Below are 17,898 nucleotides of genomic sequence, written 5' to 3' on the forward strand. Positions count from 1 at the left end.
TCCTTCCCCCTCTGGGGGAAGGCTGGGATGGGGGCAAGCAGCCATGCAAAACCAGTCGTCCCACAAAGCACAGCAGAACGCCCGCATCCTGCGGCGCGAAATGACCGACGCCGAGCGCAAGCTCTGGAGCGGACTGCGTGGCGAGCAACTGGGCGTCAAGTTCCGCCGGCAGCACCCTCTTGGCAACTACATCGCCGATTTCGCGTGCCTCGATCCGAAGCTCGTCATCGAACTCGACGGATCGCAGCACCAGGCGCAAGCAGGCTACGACGCACGACGCGATGCCTTCTTGCGCGCGCAGGGTTTCGACGTGCTGCGGTTCGGATCGAACGATCCATTCGTCAATTTTGAAGGGGTGCTGCAGGCGATCCTCAACCGTCTCCACGCGTTGACGGCCGCATGCCCCCATCCCAACCTTCCCCCAGAGGGGGAAGGAGCCCAATCCAGGAGCCTTCCATGAAACAAGTCCAAGACGCCTACATCGTCGCCGCCACCCGCACCCCCATCGGCAAGTCGCACCGCGGCTACTTCCGCAACCACCGTCCCGACGACCTGCTCGCGACCACGCTCAAGGCCGCGCTCGCGGCCGTGCCGGGCCTGGACCCCGCGGCGATCGAGGACATCATCTGCGGCTGCGCGATCCCCGAGGCGCAGCAGGGCCTGAACGTGGCGCGCATCGGCGCGGTGCTCGCGGGTCTGCCGACCAGCGTCGGCGGCATCACGGTGAACCGCTTCTGCGCTTCGGGCCTCTCGGCCGTGCAGATGGCGGCCGACCGCATCCGCGTGGGCGAGGCCGACGTGATGATCGCCGCCGGCGTCGAGAGCATGAGCATGGTGCCGATGATGGGCAACGCGCCGTCGCTGTCGCCGTCGATCTTCGAGCGCGACGGCGACGTGGGCATCGCCTACGGCATGGGCCTCACGGCCGAGAAGGTGGCGCAGCAGTGGAAGGTGAGCCGCGAGGCGCAGGACGAATTCGCGCTCGCCTCGCACCAGAAGGCGCTGGCGGCGCAGAAGGCCGGCCGGTTCGCCGACGAGATCACGCCGATCGAAGTCACCGACCGCGCGCCGAACCTCGAAACCGGCGAATCGATCGCGACCACGCGCACGGTGAACCTCGACGAGGGCGCGCGCCCCGACACCAGCCTCGAAGGCCTGGCCAAGCTGCGCACCGTGTTCGCCGCGCGCGGCACCGTGACCGCAGGCAACAGCTCGCAGACCTCCGACGGCGCGGGTGCGCTGATCCTCGCGAGCGAGAAGGCGGTCAAGCAGTTCGGCCTCGTGCCGCTCGCGCGCTTCGTGAGCTTCGCGAGCAAGGGCGTGCCGCCGCACATCATGGGCATCGGCCCGATCGAGGCGATTCCGGCCGCGTTGCGCTATGCGGGCCTGAAGCACGAGGACATCGACTGGTTCGAACTCAACGAAGCCTTCGCAGCGCAGTCGCTCGCGGTGATCAACACGCTCGGGCTCGATGCATCGAAGGTCAATCCGATGGGCGGCGCGATCGCGCTCGGCCATCCGCTCGGCGCCACGGGCGCGATCCGCTCGGCGACCGTGGTGCATGCGCTGCGCCGCGAGAAGCTCAAGTACGGCATGGTCACGATGTGCGTGGGCATGGGGCAGGGCGCCGCGGGGATCTTCGAAAGAGTCTGAGGCAACCCCAGGCAAGGCTTGGCGCAGGAGACGGGCATGCAACACGAGTTTCTGCAGGTCGACGCCACCACCCGGCTCGCGGTGCGCCGCTACGAGCCCGAGGGCCCGCCGCGCGCCAGCATCGTGATCGGCGGCGCCATGGGCGTGCGCCAGTCGTTCTACGAACCCTTCGCGCGCTGGCTCGCCGCGCAGCAGGGGCTGCGCGTCTGGACCTTCGACTACCGCGGCTCGGGCGATTCGCGCCCGGGCGCGAGCACGCTGCGCGGCTTCGAGGCCGATCTGTTCGACTGGGTGCGCGACTACGAGGCGGTGATCGACGCGGCCAAGGCCGCGCTGCCCGCGCAGCCGCTCTACCTGCTGGGCCACAGCCTCGGCGCGCAGTTGCCGGGCTTCCTCGAGCGGCCCGGGCAGGTGGACGGCATGGTCAGCATCGCCGCAGGCAGCGGCTACTGGCGCGAGAACGCGCCGCGCGTGCGGCGCAGCATCCTCTACTTCTGGTTCGTGCTGGTGCCGCTCGCCACGCGGCTCTGGGGCTATTTCCCGGGCCGGCGGCTGCGCAAGATCGGCGACCTGCCGCGCGGCGTGATCCTGCAGTGGCGCCGCTGGTGCCTGAACCCGCGCTACGGCGTCGGTGCCGAGGGCGAAGGCGCTGCCCGCAGCTTCAGCCGCGTGCGCTTTCCGGTGCTGGCGCTCTCGATGACCGACGACGAGCTGATGACGCTGGCCGGCACGCGCAGCCTCGTGAGCTTCTACGACCAGGCGCCGCGCGCCATCGAGCGCATCGCGCCGGCCGACCTGCAGGTGCCGCGCATCGGGCACTTCGGCTTCTTCCGCGAGCAGTTCAGCGCCAGCCTGTGGCCGAGCACCGTCGACAAGCTGCACCGCCTCGCCGCGATCACCGCGGCCGAGCCGCCCCGCGTCCCGCACACGACTGCGTGAGCGCCCGGACCGGAGGCACACTGCGACCATGAGCACGCATCCCTTCGACAAGGCCCTGGCGCTGCAGCACAGCGACATCCGCGCCGGCCACTTCACCGGCGCCACGAGCCCGGACTACTGGAACATGGTGGGGCCGTTCGGCGGCGTCACGGCGGCCATCGCGCTGCAGTCGGTGCTGCTGCATCCCGACCTGCTGGGCACGCCGATCGCGCTCACGGTCAACTTCGCGGCCGCGCTCGAGGCCGGCCCTTTCGACGTGCAGGCCACGCCGGTGCGCACCAACCGTTCCACCCAGCACTGGACCGTGCAGATCACGCAGCCCGGCACCGGCGGCGGCGCGCCGAACATGACGACCACCGCCACCGTGGTCACGGCCGCGCGGCGCCAGACCTGGGGCGAGAGCGACCTGCCGATGCCCGCGGACGTGCCCCCGCCCGAGCAGGTCGAGCGCTTCAGCATCGGCCCGTCCGGCGTGGCCTGGCTCGACCGCTACGAGATGCGGCCCGTGAGCGGCGGCATTCCGTCGCGCTGGGACGAGGACCTGCGCCACAGCGAGAGCCGGCTCTGGCTGCGCGACGCCGAGCGGCGGCCGCTCGACTTCGCCTCGCTCGCGGCGCTCAGCGACGTGTTCTATCCGCGCGTCTGGCTGCGGCGCGCGAAGCACGTGCCGGCGGGCACCGTCTCGATCACGACCTATTTCCATGCCGGTGCCGCGCAGCTCGCCGAGGTCGGTGCCGACTACCTGCTCGGCCGGGCCGTGGGGCAGCAGTTCTTCAACGGCTTCTTCGACCAGCAGGCGCATCTCTGGAGCCGGCAGGGGGTGCTGCTCGCGACCTCGAACCAGATCGTCTACTACAAGGAATAGGCCGGGCGCCCACCGCTTCAGGAGACAAGCCATGACCCAGTCCGTCGACTTCTATTTCGACTTCGGCAGCCCCGCCGCCTACCTCGCGGCCACGCAGCTGCCGCACGTGTGTGCCGACACCGGCGCCGAGCTGGTGTGGAAGCCGATGCTGCTCGGCGGCGTGTTCCAGGCCACGGGCAACCATTCGCCGGCCGAGATCGCGCCCAAGGGGCCGTACATGACGATCGACCTGCAGCGCTTCGCCAAGCGCTACGGCGTGCCCTTCGTGCACAACCCGCATTTCCCCGTCAACACGCTGCTGCTCATGCGCGGCGCCACCGCGCTGCAGATGAAGGAGCCGGCGCGCTTCGGCGCCTACGTCGACGCCGTGTTCCATGCGATGTGGGTCGAGCCCGAGAACATGAACGACCCCGCCACCGTCGGCGCGGTCCTGCAGAATGCGGGCTTCGATGCCGCGGCCGTGCTCGCGCTGGCGGGCGCCCCTGAGACCAAGGACCGCCTCAAGGCCGTGACGCAGGAGGCCGTGGCGCGCGGCGTGTTCGGCGCGCCCACCATGTTCGTCGGCAGCCAGATGTTCTGGGGCCAGGACCGGCTCGACTTCGTGCGCGAGGCGCTCTCGGCCTGAGCGCGGCGCGCCAGCTCCCAACCGTTTTCATCTCCAAGGATTCTTTCCATGAGCGACATCCTCGTCCACACCGAAGCCGGTGTGATGACCCTGACCTTCAACCGCCTCGACAAGAAGAACTCGATCACCAGCGCCATGTATGCCGAGCTGGCCGATGCGCTCGCCGCGGCCGAGGGCGATGCCGCGGTGCGCTGCGTGCTGATCCAGGGCGACCCGACGATCTTCAGCGCGGGCAACGACATCGGCGACTTCCTCAACGCCCCGCCCGCGGGCGAGCAGTCGCCGGTGTTCCGCTTCCTGCGCGGCATCGCGCAGTTCCCGAAGCCGATCGTCGCCGCCGTCTGCGGCCCGGCCGTGGGCATCGGCACCACGCTGCTGTTCCACTGCGACCTGGTCTATGCGGGCGACAACGCGGCCTTCTCCATGCCTTTCGTCAACCTCGGCCTGTGCCCGGAGGCCGCGTCGAGCCTGCTCGTGCCGCAGATGTTCGGCTACCACCGCGCGGCCGAGGCGCTGCTGCTCGGCGATCCCTTCATGGCCGAGGCCGCACTCGAAGTGGGCCTGGTCAACCGCATCGTGCCGCCGACCGAGGCCAACGCCATCGCCCAGGGCCAGGCGCGCAAGCTCGCGGCCAAGCCGCTCTCCGCGCTGGTCGAGACCAAGCGCCTGCTCAAGAAGGCGCAGCTGCCCGCCGTGCTCGAACGCATGGACGAAGAGGGCGCGAGCTTCGGCCGCATGCTGCGCGAGCCGGCCGCGCGCGAAGCCTTCGGCGCCTTCATGGAAAAGCGGAAGCCGGACTTCTCGAAGCTCTGAGCCGGGGCTTCCACCCTTGCCCCCGAACGGTGCATGCGTACACTGCGCGGTGTGCAAGTCTCGAAGTCAGGATCGGCCGCAGCGCCCGGCCCGCAAGGCGATGAAGCTACTGAAAAAGTAGCAGTCCGCGCCACGCGCCGGCGCACCCTGGCCTGGCTCGCAGGCACGCTGGCAGCGCCTTCGCTGGCCCTGGCGCGCGTTCGGCCGCTGCGCATCGGGCTCATCGGCTCCTGGTCCGGTCCGTACGCGGGCGGCGGGCGCCAGTTCGACGCCGGCATGTCGGCATGGCTGGCGGGCCACCGGCAATTGGTCGCCGGCCGGCCGGTCGAGCTGCTGCGCCGCGACGTGCCCGGCAGCGCGCCCGAACAGGCGCGCCGCCATGCGCAGGACCTCGTCGAGAGCGAGCGCGTCGACCTGCTCGCGGGGCTGGATTTCAGCTCCAACGCCTATGCCGTCGGCGCCGTCGCCACGCAGGCGCGGGTGCCGCTGCTGGTGATGAACGCGGCGTCTTCGGGCATCACGGCGCGCTGCCCGTTCGCGGTGCGCGTGTCCTTCACCATCTCCCAGGTCACGCTGCCGCTCGCGCGCTGGGCGCTGCAGCAGGGCCTGCGCGACGTCTGCACCGTGGTCGCCGACTACGCCTCGGGCGTGGATGCCGAGAGCGCCTTCGTCTCCGGCATCACCGCGGGCGGCGGCCGGGTCGGCGCGATGCTGCGCGTGCCGCTCGCCACGCTCGACTATTCGGCCTACATGCTGCGCCTGCGCGAGCTCAAGCCGCAGGCGGTGTTCTTCTTCCTGCCCTCCGGGCAGATGCCCGCGACCTTCCTCAAGTTCTGGCGCGACCGCGGCATGGCCGACACCGGCATCCGCCTGCTCGCGACCGGCGACGCCACCGACGACCACTACCTCGAAGGCATCGGCGAACTCGCCGACGGCCTCGTGACCAGCCACCACTATTCCTTCGCCCACGAGTCGCCGGCCAACCGGGCCTTCACGGGCCTCTTCGAGACCGAGTACGGCAGCCATCTGCGGCCCGGCTATTTCGCCGTCGCGGCCCATGACGCGCTGGCCGCGACCGACGCGGCGATGAGTTCGGCGCGCAACCTGAGCGGCGAGAAGCTGGTGGACGCCTTCCGCGGGCTCAAGCTCGAAAGCCCGCGCGGGCCGATCGAGATCGATGCCTACACCCGCGACATCGTGCAGACCGTCTACATCCGCCGCACCGAGCGGCACGACGGGCGCTGGATCAACCGCGAGTTCGAGCGCTTCGAGCGGGTGCGGGATGCTGCTGCCTGAGCCCTTCAGCCGGCCGGCTGCTCGATCGGGCGCGGCCGGCCGTTGTCGTCGATGGCGACGTAGGTGAAGGTGGCCTGGGTGACCTTGACGTATTCGCCCTGCGCCTTGAAGCGTTCGGCGAAGACCTCGACCGTGACGGTGATCGAGGTGCGCCCGATGCGCACCAGCTTCGAGTAGAACGAGAGGATGTCGCCCAGCCGCACCGGCTGCTTGAAGACGAATTCGTTGACCGCCACCGTGGCCATGCGGCCCTTGGCGTAGCGCGCCGGAATCACCGAGCCGGCCAGGTCGCACTGCGCCATGACCCAGCCGCCGAAGATGTCGCCGTTGGCGTTGACGTCCGCCGGCATGGGAATGACCTTCAGCACCAGCTCCATGTCGGTGGGCAGGCTCTTGAGGATGGCGGCAGCGGCGGTGCTGGAAATGTCGGACATGGGCACAATCTGGAACAAACGAACTGAAGCAACCACGATTGTCCCTCATGCGCCGCAGCGGCGAAGCCCTCCCATCCCCCTCCCATCCCGCCGCCGGGCATCCGCCTGCGCGCAGCGACCGCTCCGACTGGGCCACGCTGCGGCGCCTGTTCCCCTACCTCTGGCAGTACAAGTGGCGCGTGGCGGCCGCGCTCGCGTTCATGGTGGGCGCCAAGGTCGCCAACGTCGGCGTGCCGGTGCTGCTGAAGAACCTCATCGACACGATGACGCCGCGCCCCGACATGGCGCAGGCGCTGCTGATCGTCCCGATCGGGCTGCTGCTGGCCTACGGGCTGCTGCGCTTCTCGACCTCGTTGTTCGGCGAACTGCGCGAACTGATCTTCGCCAAGGCCACCGAGGGCACGGCGCGGCAGATCGCGCTCGAGGTGTTCCGGCACCTGCATGCGCTGAGCCTGCGCTTCCACCTCGAGCGCCAGACCGGCGGCATGACGCGCGACATCGAGCGCGGCACGCGCGGCGTGCATTCGCTGGTCTCGATGTCGCTCTATAGCATCGTGCCCACGCTGATAGAGCTGGTGCTCGTGCTCACCATCCTGGGCGTGAAGTTCGATGCCGCCTTCGTCTGGATCACGCTGGCCGCGCTGGTGCTCTACATCGGCTTCACCGTCACCGTGACCGAATGGCGCACGCAGTTCCGCAAGACCATGAACGAGCTCGACTCGGTGGCCGCAGAGCCGCGCGGTCGATTCGCTGCTGAACTACGAGACCGTCAAGTACTTCAACAACGAGGAGTTCGAGGCCGGCCGCTACGACGCCAGCCTCGAGCGCTACCGCAAGGCCGCCATCAAGAGCCAGCGCACGCTGAGCATGCTCAACACCGGCCAGCAGCTGCTGATCGCGGTCAGTCTGGTGCTGATGCTGTGGCGCGCCACCGCGGGCGTGGTCGAGGGGCGCATGACGCTCGGCGACCTGGTGATGGTCAATGCCTTCATGATCCAGCTCTACATCCCGCTCAACTTCCTGGGCGTGATCTATCGCGAGATCAAGCAGAGCCTGACCGATCTAGACAAGATGTTCGTGCTGATGGAGAAGGAGCGCGAGGTGCGCGACGCGCCCGGCGCGCAGCCGCTGGCGGGCACCGATTCGAGCGTGCGCTTCGAGGACGTGAGCTTCGCCTACGAGCCCGCGCGTCCGATCCTGAAGCACGTCAGCTTCGAGATACCGGCCGGCAAGACGGTGGCCGTGGTCGGACCCTCGGGCTCGGGCAAGTCGACGCTCGCGCGGCTGCTCTACCGCTTCTACGACGTGCAGCACGGCCGCATCACCATCGGCGGCGAGGACATCCGCGAAGTGCAGCAGTCCAGCGTGCGCCGGGCCATCGGCATCGTGCCGCAGGACACGGTGCTCTTCAACGACACGGTCGAATACAACATCGCCTACGGCCGCCCCGGCGCCACGCGCGAAGAGGTCGAAGCCGCCGCGCGCGCCGCGCGCATCCACGACTTCATCGTCGCCACGCCCAAGGGCTACGAGACGACGGTGGGCGAGCGCGGCCTCAAGCTCTCGGGCGGCGAGAAGCAGCGCGTGGCGATCGCGCGCACGCTGCTCAAGAACCCGCCGATCGTGATCTTCGACGAAGCCACCTCGGCGCTCGATTCGGCCAACGAGCGCGCGATCCAGTCGGAACTCAAGAGCGCCGCGCAGGGCAAGACCACGCTGGTGATCGCGCACCGCCTCTCGACCGTGGTCGATGCGCACGAGATCCTGGTGCTCGAGGCCGGCGAGATCGTCGAGCGCGGCACGCATGCCGCGCTGCTCGCCAAGCAGGGCCGCTATGCGCAGATGTGGGCCTTGCAGAAGAGCGAGGCGGCCCCGCTGCTCTAGTTCGATTCACGAACGGCCGAACGCAGAAGTCGCAAAGGTTTCGCAAAAGACGCAGAACGATCCACCAATGATTTCTTCTGCGACTTCTGCGTGGTTTTGTCTTCCTTCTGCGTTCGGCTGTCCGATTTCACAACCCCATCCATCACCACCCACTTCAGGAGTTCAGACGTGTCGACCAAGATTCCCCTGCTGGTGCTCAGCAGCCTTTCGCGTGCGCACCAGGCCCAGATCGCCGAGGTCTACGACATGACCTATGCCTTCGGCGAGGCCGAGCGCGCGGCCGCCATCGCGGAACATGGCGCGAAGTTCCGCGCGGTGCTGACCATCGGCGTCATCGGCATCACGCCCGAGGAGATCGCGGCCATGCCGGCGCTGGAACTGGTCTGCTGCATGGGCGCGGGCTACGAATGCGTGCCGCTCGAGGTCACGCGCGCGCGCGGCATCGCCACGGCGAACGGCGCGGGCACCAACGACGACTGCGTGGCGGACCATGCTTTCGGGCTGCTGATCGGCATCGTGCGCGAGTTCCGCAAGCTCGACCGGCTGTGCCGCGAAGGCGTGTGGCGCGAAGCCATTCCCCAGCCGCCGAACGTCTCGGGCAAGAAGCTCGGCATCCTCGGCCTCGGCACCATCGGCCAGAAGATCGCCAAGCGCGCGGCGGCCTTCGACATGGAGATCGGCTACCACAACCGCAAGCCCAAGGAAGGCGTGGCGCACCGCTACTTCGGCGATCTGAAGTCGCTCGCCGCCTGGGCCGATTTCCTGATCCTGGCCGCACCCGGCGGGGCCGCGACGAAGCATCTGGTGAACGCCGAGGTGCTCGACGCGCTCGGGCCGCAGGGCTACCTGGTCAACATCGGCCGCGGCAGCGTGGTCGACACCGAGGCGCTGGCCGCGGCGCTGCGCGAGCGGCGCATCGCGGGCGCGGGGCTCGACGTCTACGAGAGCGAGCCGAAGCGGCCCCAGCCGCTGGTGGGCCTCGACAACGTGCTGCTGACGCCGCACATGGCGGGCTGGTCGCCCGAGGCGACGCAGCGCTCGGTGGACCATTTCCTCGCGAATGCCGAAGGGCACTTCGCGGGGCGCGGCGTGCTCACGCCGATCTGAGCACCGGCGGGCGGTGCGCGCCCCAGCCGCACGCCTGCTCGTACGCATGCCCGAGCCGCAGCACCTCGAGGTCGGCATGGATCGGCCCGGCGAGCTGCATGCCCATCGGCAGGCCGCCCTCGCCGAAGCCGGCGCGCACGTTGAGCGTCGGCAGGCCGGCCAGCGTGAAGGGCGTGACGATCTCCATCCAGCGGTGGTAGGTGTCGCTCTTCACGCCGGCGACCTCGCCGGGCCAGTGCAGCTCGGCATCGAACGGGAACACCTGCGCCGTCGGCGCGAGCACGAAGTCGAAGCGCTCGAACAGCTTCGCGAACGCGCGGTACACGTTCGAGCGCCAGAGCGAGGCCTGGTAGAGCGAGGCCGCGTCGAGGTGGCGGCTCTGTTCGACCTCCCATTGCGCTTCGGGCTTGAGCTGCGCGAACAGCTTCGGGTCGGCCCTGTAGGCGCCGAGCTTGCCGCCGACCAGCAGCTGGCGCAGGCGCAGCCAGGCACTCCAGTTGTGGTCGCGCGGCACGTCGAGCGTGCAGGGCTCGACCTCGCAGCCGATGGCGCGGAAGGTGTCGAGCGCCTGCTCGCCGAGTTCGAGGATGCCGGGCGCGAGCGGCAGGTCGGGCCAGAGGCTGCCCAGCCAGCCCACCCGCAGGCCGCGCACCTCGCCCTCGATCTGCAGCGCATCGGGCGAGGGCAGCGGCTGCGGCGAGGAGAGCGGCAGGCGCGCATCGAAGCCCGCCTGCACCGCGAGCAGCCGGGCGGCGTCTTCCACGCTGCGCGCCATCGGGCCTTCGGTGCCGAGCTGCTGGAAGAAGAGCTCCTGCTCCGGATCGCCCGGCACGCGCCCGCGCGAAGGGCGCATGCCGATCACGTTGTTGAAGGCCGCCGGATTGCGCAGCGAGCCCATCATGTCGCTGCCGTCGGCCACCGGCAGCATGCCGAGCGCCAGCGCGACGGCCGCGCCGCCGCTGCTGCCGCCGGCGCTGCGTGCCGGGTCGTAGGCATTGCGCGTGATGCCGAACACCGGGTTGTAGGTGTGCGAGCCCAGGCCGAACTCGGGCGTGTTGGTCTTGCCGACCACGATGGCGCCGGCCGCGCGCATGCGCGCCACGTGCAGGCTGTCGCCGCGCGCGGGCGAGCGCGGTGCGAGCGGCGAGCCCATCGAGGTCGGCAGCCCGGCGGCATGGCTCAGGTCCTTCACCGCGAGCGGGAAGCCGTGCATCCAGCCGCGCCGCTGGCCGCGCGCGAGCTCGGCATCGCGCTCGCGGGCATCGGCGAGCAGGGCCTCCGGCGCGCGCAGCGAAACGATCGCGTTGAAGCGCGGGTTGAGCGCCTCGATGCGCGCCAGCGCGGCCTGCATCAGGTCGAGGCATGAAAGCGCGCGCGACGCGATGTGCCGCGAGAGTTCCGTGGCGCTGAGGTCGAGGATGTCGGCAGTCGGCATGGCGGCGGGCAAGGGAATGCAGGGAGGCGCAAGTATCGGCCAGGCGCCCGCGCCCGTCGCCGCGCGGACATAATCGCCGCGTATGGAAACCAAGTGGCTCGAAGACTTCATCAGCCTGGCGGAAACCCGCAGCTTCAGCCGCTCCGCCCAGTTGAGGCACGTCACGCAGCCCGCTTTCTCGCGGCGCATACAGGCCCTCGAGGGCTGGGCCGGCACCGACCTGGTCGACCGCAGCTCCTACCCGACGCGGCTCACGCCCGCGGGACAAACGCTCTACGGGCAGGCGATCGAGATGCTGCAGTCGCTGCAGAGCACCCGCGCGATGCTGCGCGGCCATTCGGCCGCCGGCCAGGACGTGATCGAGATCGCGGTGCCGCACACGCTGGCCTTCACCTTCTTTCCGTCGTGGGTGACCAGCCTGCGCGAGCACTTCGGACCGATCAAGAGCCGGCTCATCGCGCTCAACGTGCACGATGCCGTGCTGCGCCTCGTCGAGGGCAGCTGCGATCTGCTGATCGCCTACCACCATCCCTCGCAGCCGCTGCAGCTCGACGCCAACAAGTACGAGATGGTCAGCCTGGGCGAGGAGGTCGTGAGCCCCTGGGTCAAGGCCGATGCCGAGGGCGCCCCACGCTTCCGGCTGCCGGGCCGTCCCGGCCAGCCGCTGCCCTACCTGGGCTATGCACCGGGCGCCTACCTGGGCCGAGTGGTCGACCAGCTGCTCAAGGAATCGGGCACCGCGATCCACCTCGACCGGGTCTACGAAACCGACATGGCCGAGGGCCTCAAGGTGATGGCGCTCGAGGGCCACGGCATCGCCTTCCTGCCGCAGAGCGCGGTGCGCAAGGAGATCAAGGCCCGCAAGCTCGTGAGCGCGCTGCCGCCCGAGATCGACAGCCTCGAGGCGACGATGGAAATCCGCGCCTACCGCGAGCGGCCGAGCCCGCCGGTGCCCGTGAAGGCCGGCGCGGGCCGCCCGGCCAAGGCGCCGCCTTCCGAAAGCCTGCAGCCCAAGCGCACCGCCGACGCGCTGTGGTCGTACCTCGTCAGCGCGCAGCCCGCCCGCTGAGCCTTTTGTGCACTGCACAATCTATAAATGCGGGGCATGGCACCCTCCACAAACGGCATTGGCGTGAGCGACGGGCGGTCTCTACAGTCGCGGCAGTTTTTTCAGGCTGCCGTCACGGCCGTCCGCACGCGCTGTCGACGCGTGCTTTTTTTTAACGGCGGCGGGCACAAAGGCTGCTTTATGAAAGTCCGACAATCCCGGTCGATTCGCATTCGTTGCACCATGACGACGCATCGGTGGCTGCGTTCGGTGCACGGGCTTCGGGAATGCACCGGGTTGGTCCGGGTATTCCCCGAGGCCTGAGTGTCTAGAATTTCGTTTTATTTCTGTTTCTCTTTTTCTGTCACCATCAGGAGTTTTCTGTATGAAAAAGCAAGTATTTGCATTGGCCGTCGCAGCGCTGGCTGCAGGGAGCGCCTTTGCACAGGCCAACGACACGCTGGCCAAGATCAAGGCCTCGGGCGTGGTCACCCAGGGCGTGCGTGAATCGTCGGGCCTCTCGTACACGCTGGGCAACGGCCAGTACACGGGCTTCCATTACGACGTCTGCACCAACATCATCAAGGACATCCAGAAGCAGCTGGGCCTCGCCAAGCTGGAGACCAAGTACCAGCCCGTGACCTCGCAGAACCGCGTGCCCCTGGTCCAGAACGGCACGGTCGACCTCGAGTGCGGCTCCACCACCAACAACGCCGCGCGCCAGAAGGACGTCGCCTTCGCCGTGACCACCTACGTGGAAGAAGTGCGCATCGCGGTCAAGGCTAATTCGGGCATCAACAGCATCAAGGACCTCAACGGCAAGACCGTGGCCACGACCACCGGCACCACCTCGGTGCAGACGCTGCGCAAGAACGAGCGCGCCGGCGGCATCGACTTCAAGGAGCTCTACGGCAAGGACCACTCCGACAGCTTCCTGCTGCTCGAATCGGGCCGCGCCGACGCCTTCGTGATGGACGGCTCGATCTTGGCCTCGAACATCGCCAAGTCGAAGTCGCCCGCCGACTACAAGATCGTCGGCGAAGTGCTCAGCGTCGAGCCGATCGCGATCATGATCCGCAAGGACGACCCCGCCTTCAAGAAGGCCGTGGACGACAGCATCAAGGCGCAGATCAAGAGCGGCGAGCTCGCCAAGCTCTGGGACAAGTGGTTCCTGAAGCCGATCCCGCCGGCCAACGTCACCATCAACCTGCCGCTGTCCGACGCGACCAAGGCAGCCTGGGCAAATCCGAACGACAAGCCCATGGAAGAGTACGCCAAGAAGTAATCGGCACGAAGGTCACCTGCGCAACGCCCGCCGCCCCCGGCGGGCGTTTGTTTTCGCAAGGCGGCGCGCGTGCATGACCCCCGCACGCGCGGCGTCGGGAAATCTGGAAAGAAGGAGAGTCCCCTATGGGATCGAACTGGGATTGGCAGGTCTTCTTGCAAGACCCGGGCGGGAAGTACCCGACCTACTGGGAGTGGATGCTGTCCGCATGGGGCTGGACGGTGTCGGTGGCCCTGCTGGCGCTCATCGTCGCGCTGGTGCTGGGCTCGCTGATCGGCATCGTGCGAACGCTGCCCAACAGCCCCTGGCTGGTGCGGCTGGGCAATGCCTGGGTCGAGCTGTTCCGCAACATTCCCCTGCTGGTGCAGATCTTCCTCTGGTACCACGTGATTCCGGCGCTGATCCCGGCGATGAAGAGCGTGCCGAGCTTCGTGCTGGTGGTGCTCGCGCTGGGCTTCTTCACCTCGGCACGGATCGCCGAGCAGGTGCGCTCGGGCATCCAGGCGCTGCCCAAGGGCCAGCGCTACGCGGGCATGGCGGTGGGCTTCACCACGCCGCAGTACTACCGCTACGTGATCCTGCCGATGGCCTACCGCATCATCATCCCGCCGCTCACGAGCGAGACGATGAACATCTTCAAGAACTCGTCCGTGGCCTTCGCGGTGTCGGTGACCGAACTCACGATGTTCGCGATGCAGGCGCAGGAGGAAACCTCGCGCGGCATCGAGGTGTACCTGGCGGTCACCGCGCTCTACGTGATCTCGGCCTTCGCGATCAACCGCATCATGGCCTTCATCGAGAAGAAGACCCGCGTGCCGGGCTTCATCGTCTCGGCCAGCGGCGGCGGGGGGCACTGACATGATGAATCTCGACCTGTCCTTCTACAACTGGGAAGTCATCAGCAACTTCGTCGTCAAGGGCTTCTACTTCAGCATCATGCTGACGGTGGTGGCCACGATCGGCGGCGTGATCTTCGGCACGGTCCTGGCGCTGATGCGCCTGTCGGGCAAGAAGTGGCTCGATGCGCCCGCGGCCATCTACGTCAACGGCATGCGCAGCATTCCGCTGGTGATGGTGATCCTGTGGTTCTTCCTGCTGGTGCCGGCTTCGTTCTATGCGAGCTTCGGTTCGCTCGGCACGAACTACCGCTCCGAGATCTCGGCCGTGATCACCTTCATCGCGTTCGAGGCGGCCTACTTCAGCGAGATCATGCGCGCGGGCATCCAGTCGATCCCGCGCGGCCAGGTCTACGCGGGCCAGGCGGTCGGCATGACCTACGGCCAGAACATGCGCCTCGTGGTGCTGCCGCAGGCCTTCCGCAACATGCTGCCGGTGCTGCTCACGCAGACCATCATCCTGTTCCAGGACACCTCGCTGGTCTACGCGATCGGCGCCTACGACATGCTCAAGGGCTTCGAAACCGCGGGCAAGAACTTCGGCCGCCCGATCGAGGCCTACCTGCTCGCCGCTGTCGTCTACTTCATCATGTGCTATGCCCTTTCTTGGCTGGTCAAGCGCCTGCACAAGAAGATCGCCATCATCCGTTGATCGCGCGGCTAACCGGAGAGAAAAGAAATGTCTGAAAAAATGATCGAAATCAAGAACGTCTCGAAGTGGTACGGCCCCGTGCAGGTGCTCAACGATTGTTCGGTGAGCATCTCCAAGGGCGACGTGGTGGTGGTGTGCGGGCCCTCGGGCTCGGGCAAGTCCACCCTCATCAAGACCGTGAACGCGCTCGAGCCCTTCCAAAAGGGCGAGATCACCGTCAACGGCATTCCGCTGCACGACCCCAAGACCAACCTGCCGAAGCTGCGCTCGAAGGTGGGCATGGTGTTCCAGCACTTCGAGCTGTTCCCGCACCTGTCGGTGACCGAGAACCTCACGATCGCGCAGATCAAGGTGCTCGGCCGCTCGCCCGAAGAGGCCAAGACCCGCGGCCTCAAGATGCTCGACCGCGTGGGCCTGATGGCGCACAAGGACAAGTTCCCGGGCCAGCTCTCGGGCGGCCAGCAGCAGCGCGTGGCGATCGCCCGCGCGCTCAGCATGGACCCGATCGTGATGCTGTTCGACGAACCCACCTCGGCGCTCGACCCCGAGATGGTCGGCGAAGTGCTCGACGTGATGGTGAGCCTGGCCAAGGAAGGCATGACCATGATGGTGGTCACGCACGAAATGGGCTTCGCACGCAAGGTCGCGAGCCGCGTCATCTTCATCGACGTGGGCGGCCGCATCCTCGAGGACTGCTCGAAGGACGAGTTCTTCAACCACCCCGAGAACCGTCAGCCGCGCACCAAGGACTTCCTGGACAAGATCCTGCAGCACTGAATACGGACCGCCGGACGCGAAGGACGCGAAGGATTCGCGAAGATCGCAAAAGGGAAACCAGGTGATTCTGGTTTCCCTTTTTTATTTGTCTTTGTCCTTTTCGCGTCCTTCGCGAACCCTTCGCGTCCTCTGCGTCCGGCTGCCCGCTCCCGCCTTCAAGGCAGCCGCGCGATGTGCGCCGTCAGCAGGTCGAAGAAGCCCTGCGCATCCCCGTCCACGATCCAGTTCACGTTCGCCGCGCGCCCCAGGCTGCCGTGCCAGTCGGCCACGGTCTGCCCGAAGCCCATGCCTTCGCGGCTGTCGATCTCGACGTGGATCGCGCGCCCGCTGAACAGCGAAGGCGCGAGCAGCCAGGCGATGACGGTCGCATCGTGCACCGGCCCGCCCGGCAGGCCGTAGTGCCGCATCTCCTGCGGCGCATAGGCGTCGAGGATGTCCGCCACGATGCGCCCGGCGCGGTTGCCCAGCCCGCGCAGCCGCGCGATCCGCGCCTCGCTCGTGAGGATCCTGTGCGTCACGTCGAGCGGCAGCATCGTCACCGGCACGCCGCTGCAATGCCGAAGCACCGCCTCGGCCGCATGCGGATCGGCGAACACGTTGAACTCGGCCACCGGCGTGATGTTGCCGCCGTTGAAATGCGCACCCGCCATCAGCACCAGTTCGCGCAGCCCGCGCACGATGTCGGGCGCCTGTTCGAGCGCGAGCGCGAGGTTGGTCTGGGGGCCGAGCATCGCGAGCGTCACGCTGTGCGCGGGCGCGGCACGCAGCGTGCGGATCAGGTGGTCGACCGCGTGGCCTTCGGCGAGCGACACGGCGGGCTCGTGCACCGCCACGCCGGTGATGCCTTCCTGCCCATGGACATGGTCCGCATGGATCGCTGCGCGCCGCAACGGCCGCTCGGCGCCGGCATGCACCGGAATGCCGGGCCGGCCGCCCCATTCGCAGGCGAGGCGCGCATTGCGCGAGGTCTTGGCGAGCGGCACGTTGCCGGCCACCGTGGTCAGGGCTTCGAGCTTCAGCGCCTCGGGCGCCGCCATGGCGAACAGCAGCGCGATCACGTCGTCCGCGCCGGGGTCCGTGTCGATGATCAGGGTGTGCGGCATGGGTGCGATTGTCGCGCCCATGCCCCGGCGCACGCCTGGGAGGCGCCTACTTCTTGCGCGCCGCGATCGCCTTCTCGGCCTTCGCGACGAGGTCCGCGCCCACCGTGCCCTTCCACTTCTCGTACACCGGCCGCGTGGCCTTCACGAAGGCCTCGCGCTCGGCCGGCGTGAGCTGGGTCACGGTCACGCCCATGCCGGCGATGTCCTTGAGCACGGGCTTGTCGGCCTCGACCAGGCCCTTGCGCGCGATCTCGATCTCCTGCTTGCCGGCGTCGATCGCGGCCTGGCGCACGATGGCCTGGTCGGCCGGCGTCCACGAGGCCCAGATCTCCTTGTTGACCACGAACACCAGCGGATCGGCCACGTAGCCCCAGGTCGTCACGAACTTCTGGCCCACATTCTGCATCTTGAGCACGGTGAACAGGAACAGCGGGTTCTCCTGCCCGTCGACCGCGCCGCTCGAGAGCGCGGGCTGCGCATCGGCCCAGCTCATCTGCGTCGGGTTGGCGCCGAGCGCGGTGAACATGTCGGAGTAGATCGGCGAGCCGACCACGCGGATCTTCATGCCCTTGAGGTCCTCGGGCGACCTGATCGGCTTCTTCGAGTTGGTGATCTCGCGGAAGCCGTTCTCGCCCCAGGCAAGCGGCACCACGCCGGCCTTCTCGAGGGTCTTGAACATGTCCTTGCCCACTTCGCCCTGCGTGAGCGCGTCGATGGCCGCGTAGTCGGGCATCAGGAAGGGCATCGAGAACAGGTTGAGCTGCTTGACCTGCGGCGACCAGTTGATGGTCGAACCCACGGCCATGTCGATCACGCCCTGGCGCAGCGCGCTGAACTCGCGCGTCTGGTCGCCCTGGATCAGCGACACGCCCGGATAGAGCTTGATGTTGATGCGCCCCTGCGTGCGCTCCTTCACCAGGTCGGCCCAGATCTTCCCGGCCTGGCCCCAGGGCGTGGGCGGGCCCAGCACGAGGGACATCTTGTACTCGGCCTTGTAGGCGGCCTGCGCCATGGCGCCGGTCGAGAACAGGCCGAGGGCGGGTCGCGACGGCGGCGAGGCCGAGCAGTGTGCGGCGGAACTTCATT

General features: G+C 68.2%; 16 protein-coding genes and 2 pseudogenes. 14 read left to right on the forward strand and 4 right to left on the reverse strand.

Annotated features, from left to right (window positions below):
• Positions 1-43 precede the first annotated feature (43 nt).
• The 7 genes from M2165_RS13090 (at position 44) to M2165_RS13120 (ending at position 6,191) form a co-directional block, all read left to right on the forward strand.
• The gene (locus tag M2165_RS13090; protein ID WP_280815054.1) at positions 44-460 is read left to right on the forward strand and encodes an endonuclease domain-containing protein; all 417 of its coding nucleotides are present in this window, start codon (positions 44-46) and stop codon (positions 458-460) included.
• Complete coding sequence (locus M2165_RS13095) at positions 457-1,653, forward strand: acetyl-CoA C-acyltransferase (protein ID WP_280815055.1); 1,197 nt, start codon at positions 457-459, stop codon at positions 1,651-1,653. The genes M2165_RS13090 and M2165_RS13095 overlap by 4 nt, the downstream gene beginning before the upstream one ends.
• 36 nt (positions 1,654-1,689) lie before the next feature.
• On the forward strand, positions 1,690-2,592 hold the full coding sequence (locus M2165_RS13100) for an alpha/beta fold hydrolase (RefSeq protein WP_280815056.1): 903 nt from the start codon (positions 1,690-1,692) through the stop codon (positions 2,590-2,592).
• Positions 2,593-2,620: 28 nt separating this feature from the next.
• On the forward strand, positions 2,621-3,457 hold the full coding sequence (locus M2165_RS13105) for a thioesterase family protein (protein ID WP_280815057.1): 837 nt from the start codon (positions 2,621-2,623) through the stop codon (positions 3,455-3,457).
• A 31-nt stretch (positions 3,458-3,488) separates the two neighbouring features.
• Positions 3,489-4,082: a 2-hydroxychromene-2-carboxylate isomerase gene (locus M2165_RS13110; RefSeq protein ID WP_280815058.1), complete on the forward strand. Its 594-nt coding sequence runs from the start codon at positions 3,489-3,491 to the stop codon at positions 4,080-4,082.
• 48 nt (positions 4,083-4,130) lie between these two features.
• Positions 4,131-4,895: an enoyl-CoA hydratase gene (locus M2165_RS13115; RefSeq protein WP_280815059.1), complete on the forward strand. Its 765-nt coding sequence runs from the start codon at positions 4,131-4,133 to the stop codon at positions 4,893-4,895.
• 147 nt (positions 4,896-5,042) lie between these two features.
• Positions 5,043-6,191: an ABC transporter substrate-binding protein gene (locus M2165_RS13120; protein WP_348541060.1), complete on the forward strand. Its 1,149-nt coding sequence runs from the start codon at positions 5,043-5,045 to the stop codon at positions 6,189-6,191.
• Between the two features lie 5 nt (positions 6,192-6,196).
• Here the strand turns inward: M2165_RS13120 and M2165_RS13125 are convergent, their stop codons facing one another.
• A complete protein-coding gene (locus tag M2165_RS13125; protein WP_280815061.1) occupies positions 6,197-6,625 on the reverse strand; it encodes an acyl-CoA thioesterase in 429 nt (142 codons plus the stop codon).
• 47 nt (positions 6,626-6,672) lie between these two features.
• Here M2165_RS13125 and M2165_RS13130 point away from each other — a divergent pair.
• Together M2165_RS13130 and M2165_RS13135 are read left to right on the forward strand one after the other, a co-directional pair.
• Positions 6,673-8,509: pseudogene (locus M2165_RS13130) on the forward strand (ABC transporter ATP-binding protein/permease).
• A gap of 168 nt (positions 8,510-8,677) precedes the next feature.
• The gene (locus tag M2165_RS13135) at positions 8,678-9,616 is read left to right on the forward strand and encodes a 2-hydroxyacid dehydrogenase (protein ID WP_280815062.1); all 939 of its coding nucleotides are present in this window, start codon (positions 8,678-8,680) and stop codon (positions 9,614-9,616) included.
• Here M2165_RS13135 and M2165_RS13140 read toward each other — a convergent pair.
• Entirely contained in the window at positions 9,603-11,051 is a 1,449-nt protein-coding gene (locus tag M2165_RS13140) for an amidase (RefSeq protein ID WP_280815063.1), read from the reverse strand. The two genes, M2165_RS13135 and M2165_RS13140, sit on opposite strands and share 14 nt — an antisense overlap.
• 82 nt (positions 11,052-11,133) lie before the next feature.
• Between M2165_RS13140 and M2165_RS13145 the strand changes: the two genes are divergently transcribed.
• The 5 genes from M2165_RS13145 to M2165_RS13165 all read left to right on the forward strand — a co-directional run bounded on the left by M2165_RS13145 (position 11,134) and on the right by M2165_RS13165 (position 15,709).
• Complete coding sequence (locus M2165_RS13145) at positions 11,134-12,120, forward strand: LysR substrate-binding domain-containing protein (protein WP_280815064.1); 987 nt, start codon at positions 11,134-11,136, stop codon at positions 12,118-12,120.
• Between the two features lie 364 nt (positions 12,121-12,484).
• Positions 12,485-13,384, forward strand: a complete 900-nt coding sequence (locus M2165_RS13150) for a transporter substrate-binding domain-containing protein (RefSeq protein ID WP_280815065.1) — start codon at positions 12,485-12,487, stop codon at positions 13,382-13,384.
• Positions 13,385-13,509: 125 nt separating this feature from the next.
• Positions 13,510-14,241, forward strand: a complete 732-nt coding sequence (locus M2165_RS13155; RefSeq protein WP_280815066.1) for an amino acid ABC transporter permease — start codon at positions 13,510-13,512, stop codon at positions 14,239-14,241.
• 1 nt (position 14,242) lies between these two features.
• Complete coding sequence (locus tag M2165_RS13160) at positions 14,243-14,932, forward strand: amino acid ABC transporter permease (RefSeq protein WP_280815067.1); 690 nt, start codon at positions 14,243-14,245, stop codon at positions 14,930-14,932.
• Between the two features lie 39 nt (positions 14,933-14,971).
• Positions 14,972-15,709, forward strand: coding sequence for an amino acid ABC transporter ATP-binding protein (locus M2165_RS13165; RefSeq protein WP_280815068.1), 738 nt, complete (start codon positions 14,972-14,974; stop codon positions 15,707-15,709).
• Positions 15,710-15,864: 155 nt separating this feature from the next.
• Here M2165_RS13165 and M2165_RS13170 read toward each other — a convergent pair whose 3' ends face one another.
• Together M2165_RS13170 and M2165_RS13175 are read right to left on the reverse strand one after the other, a co-directional pair.
• The gene (locus M2165_RS13170) at positions 15,865-16,812 is read right to left on the reverse strand and encodes a nucleoside hydrolase (RefSeq protein WP_280815069.1); all 948 of its coding nucleotides are present in this window, start codon (positions 16,810-16,812) and stop codon (positions 15,865-15,867) included.
• Between the two features lie 46 nt (positions 16,813-16,858).
• Positions 16,859-17,897: pseudogene (locus tag M2165_RS13175) on the reverse strand (DctP family TRAP transporter solute-binding subunit).
• Position 17,898: the final 1 nt, after the last annotated feature.

Source organism: Variovorax sp. TBS-050B (assembly GCF_029893635.1).
Classification (GTDB): Bacteria; Pseudomonadota; Gammaproteobacteria; order Burkholderiales; family Burkholderiaceae_C; genus Variovorax.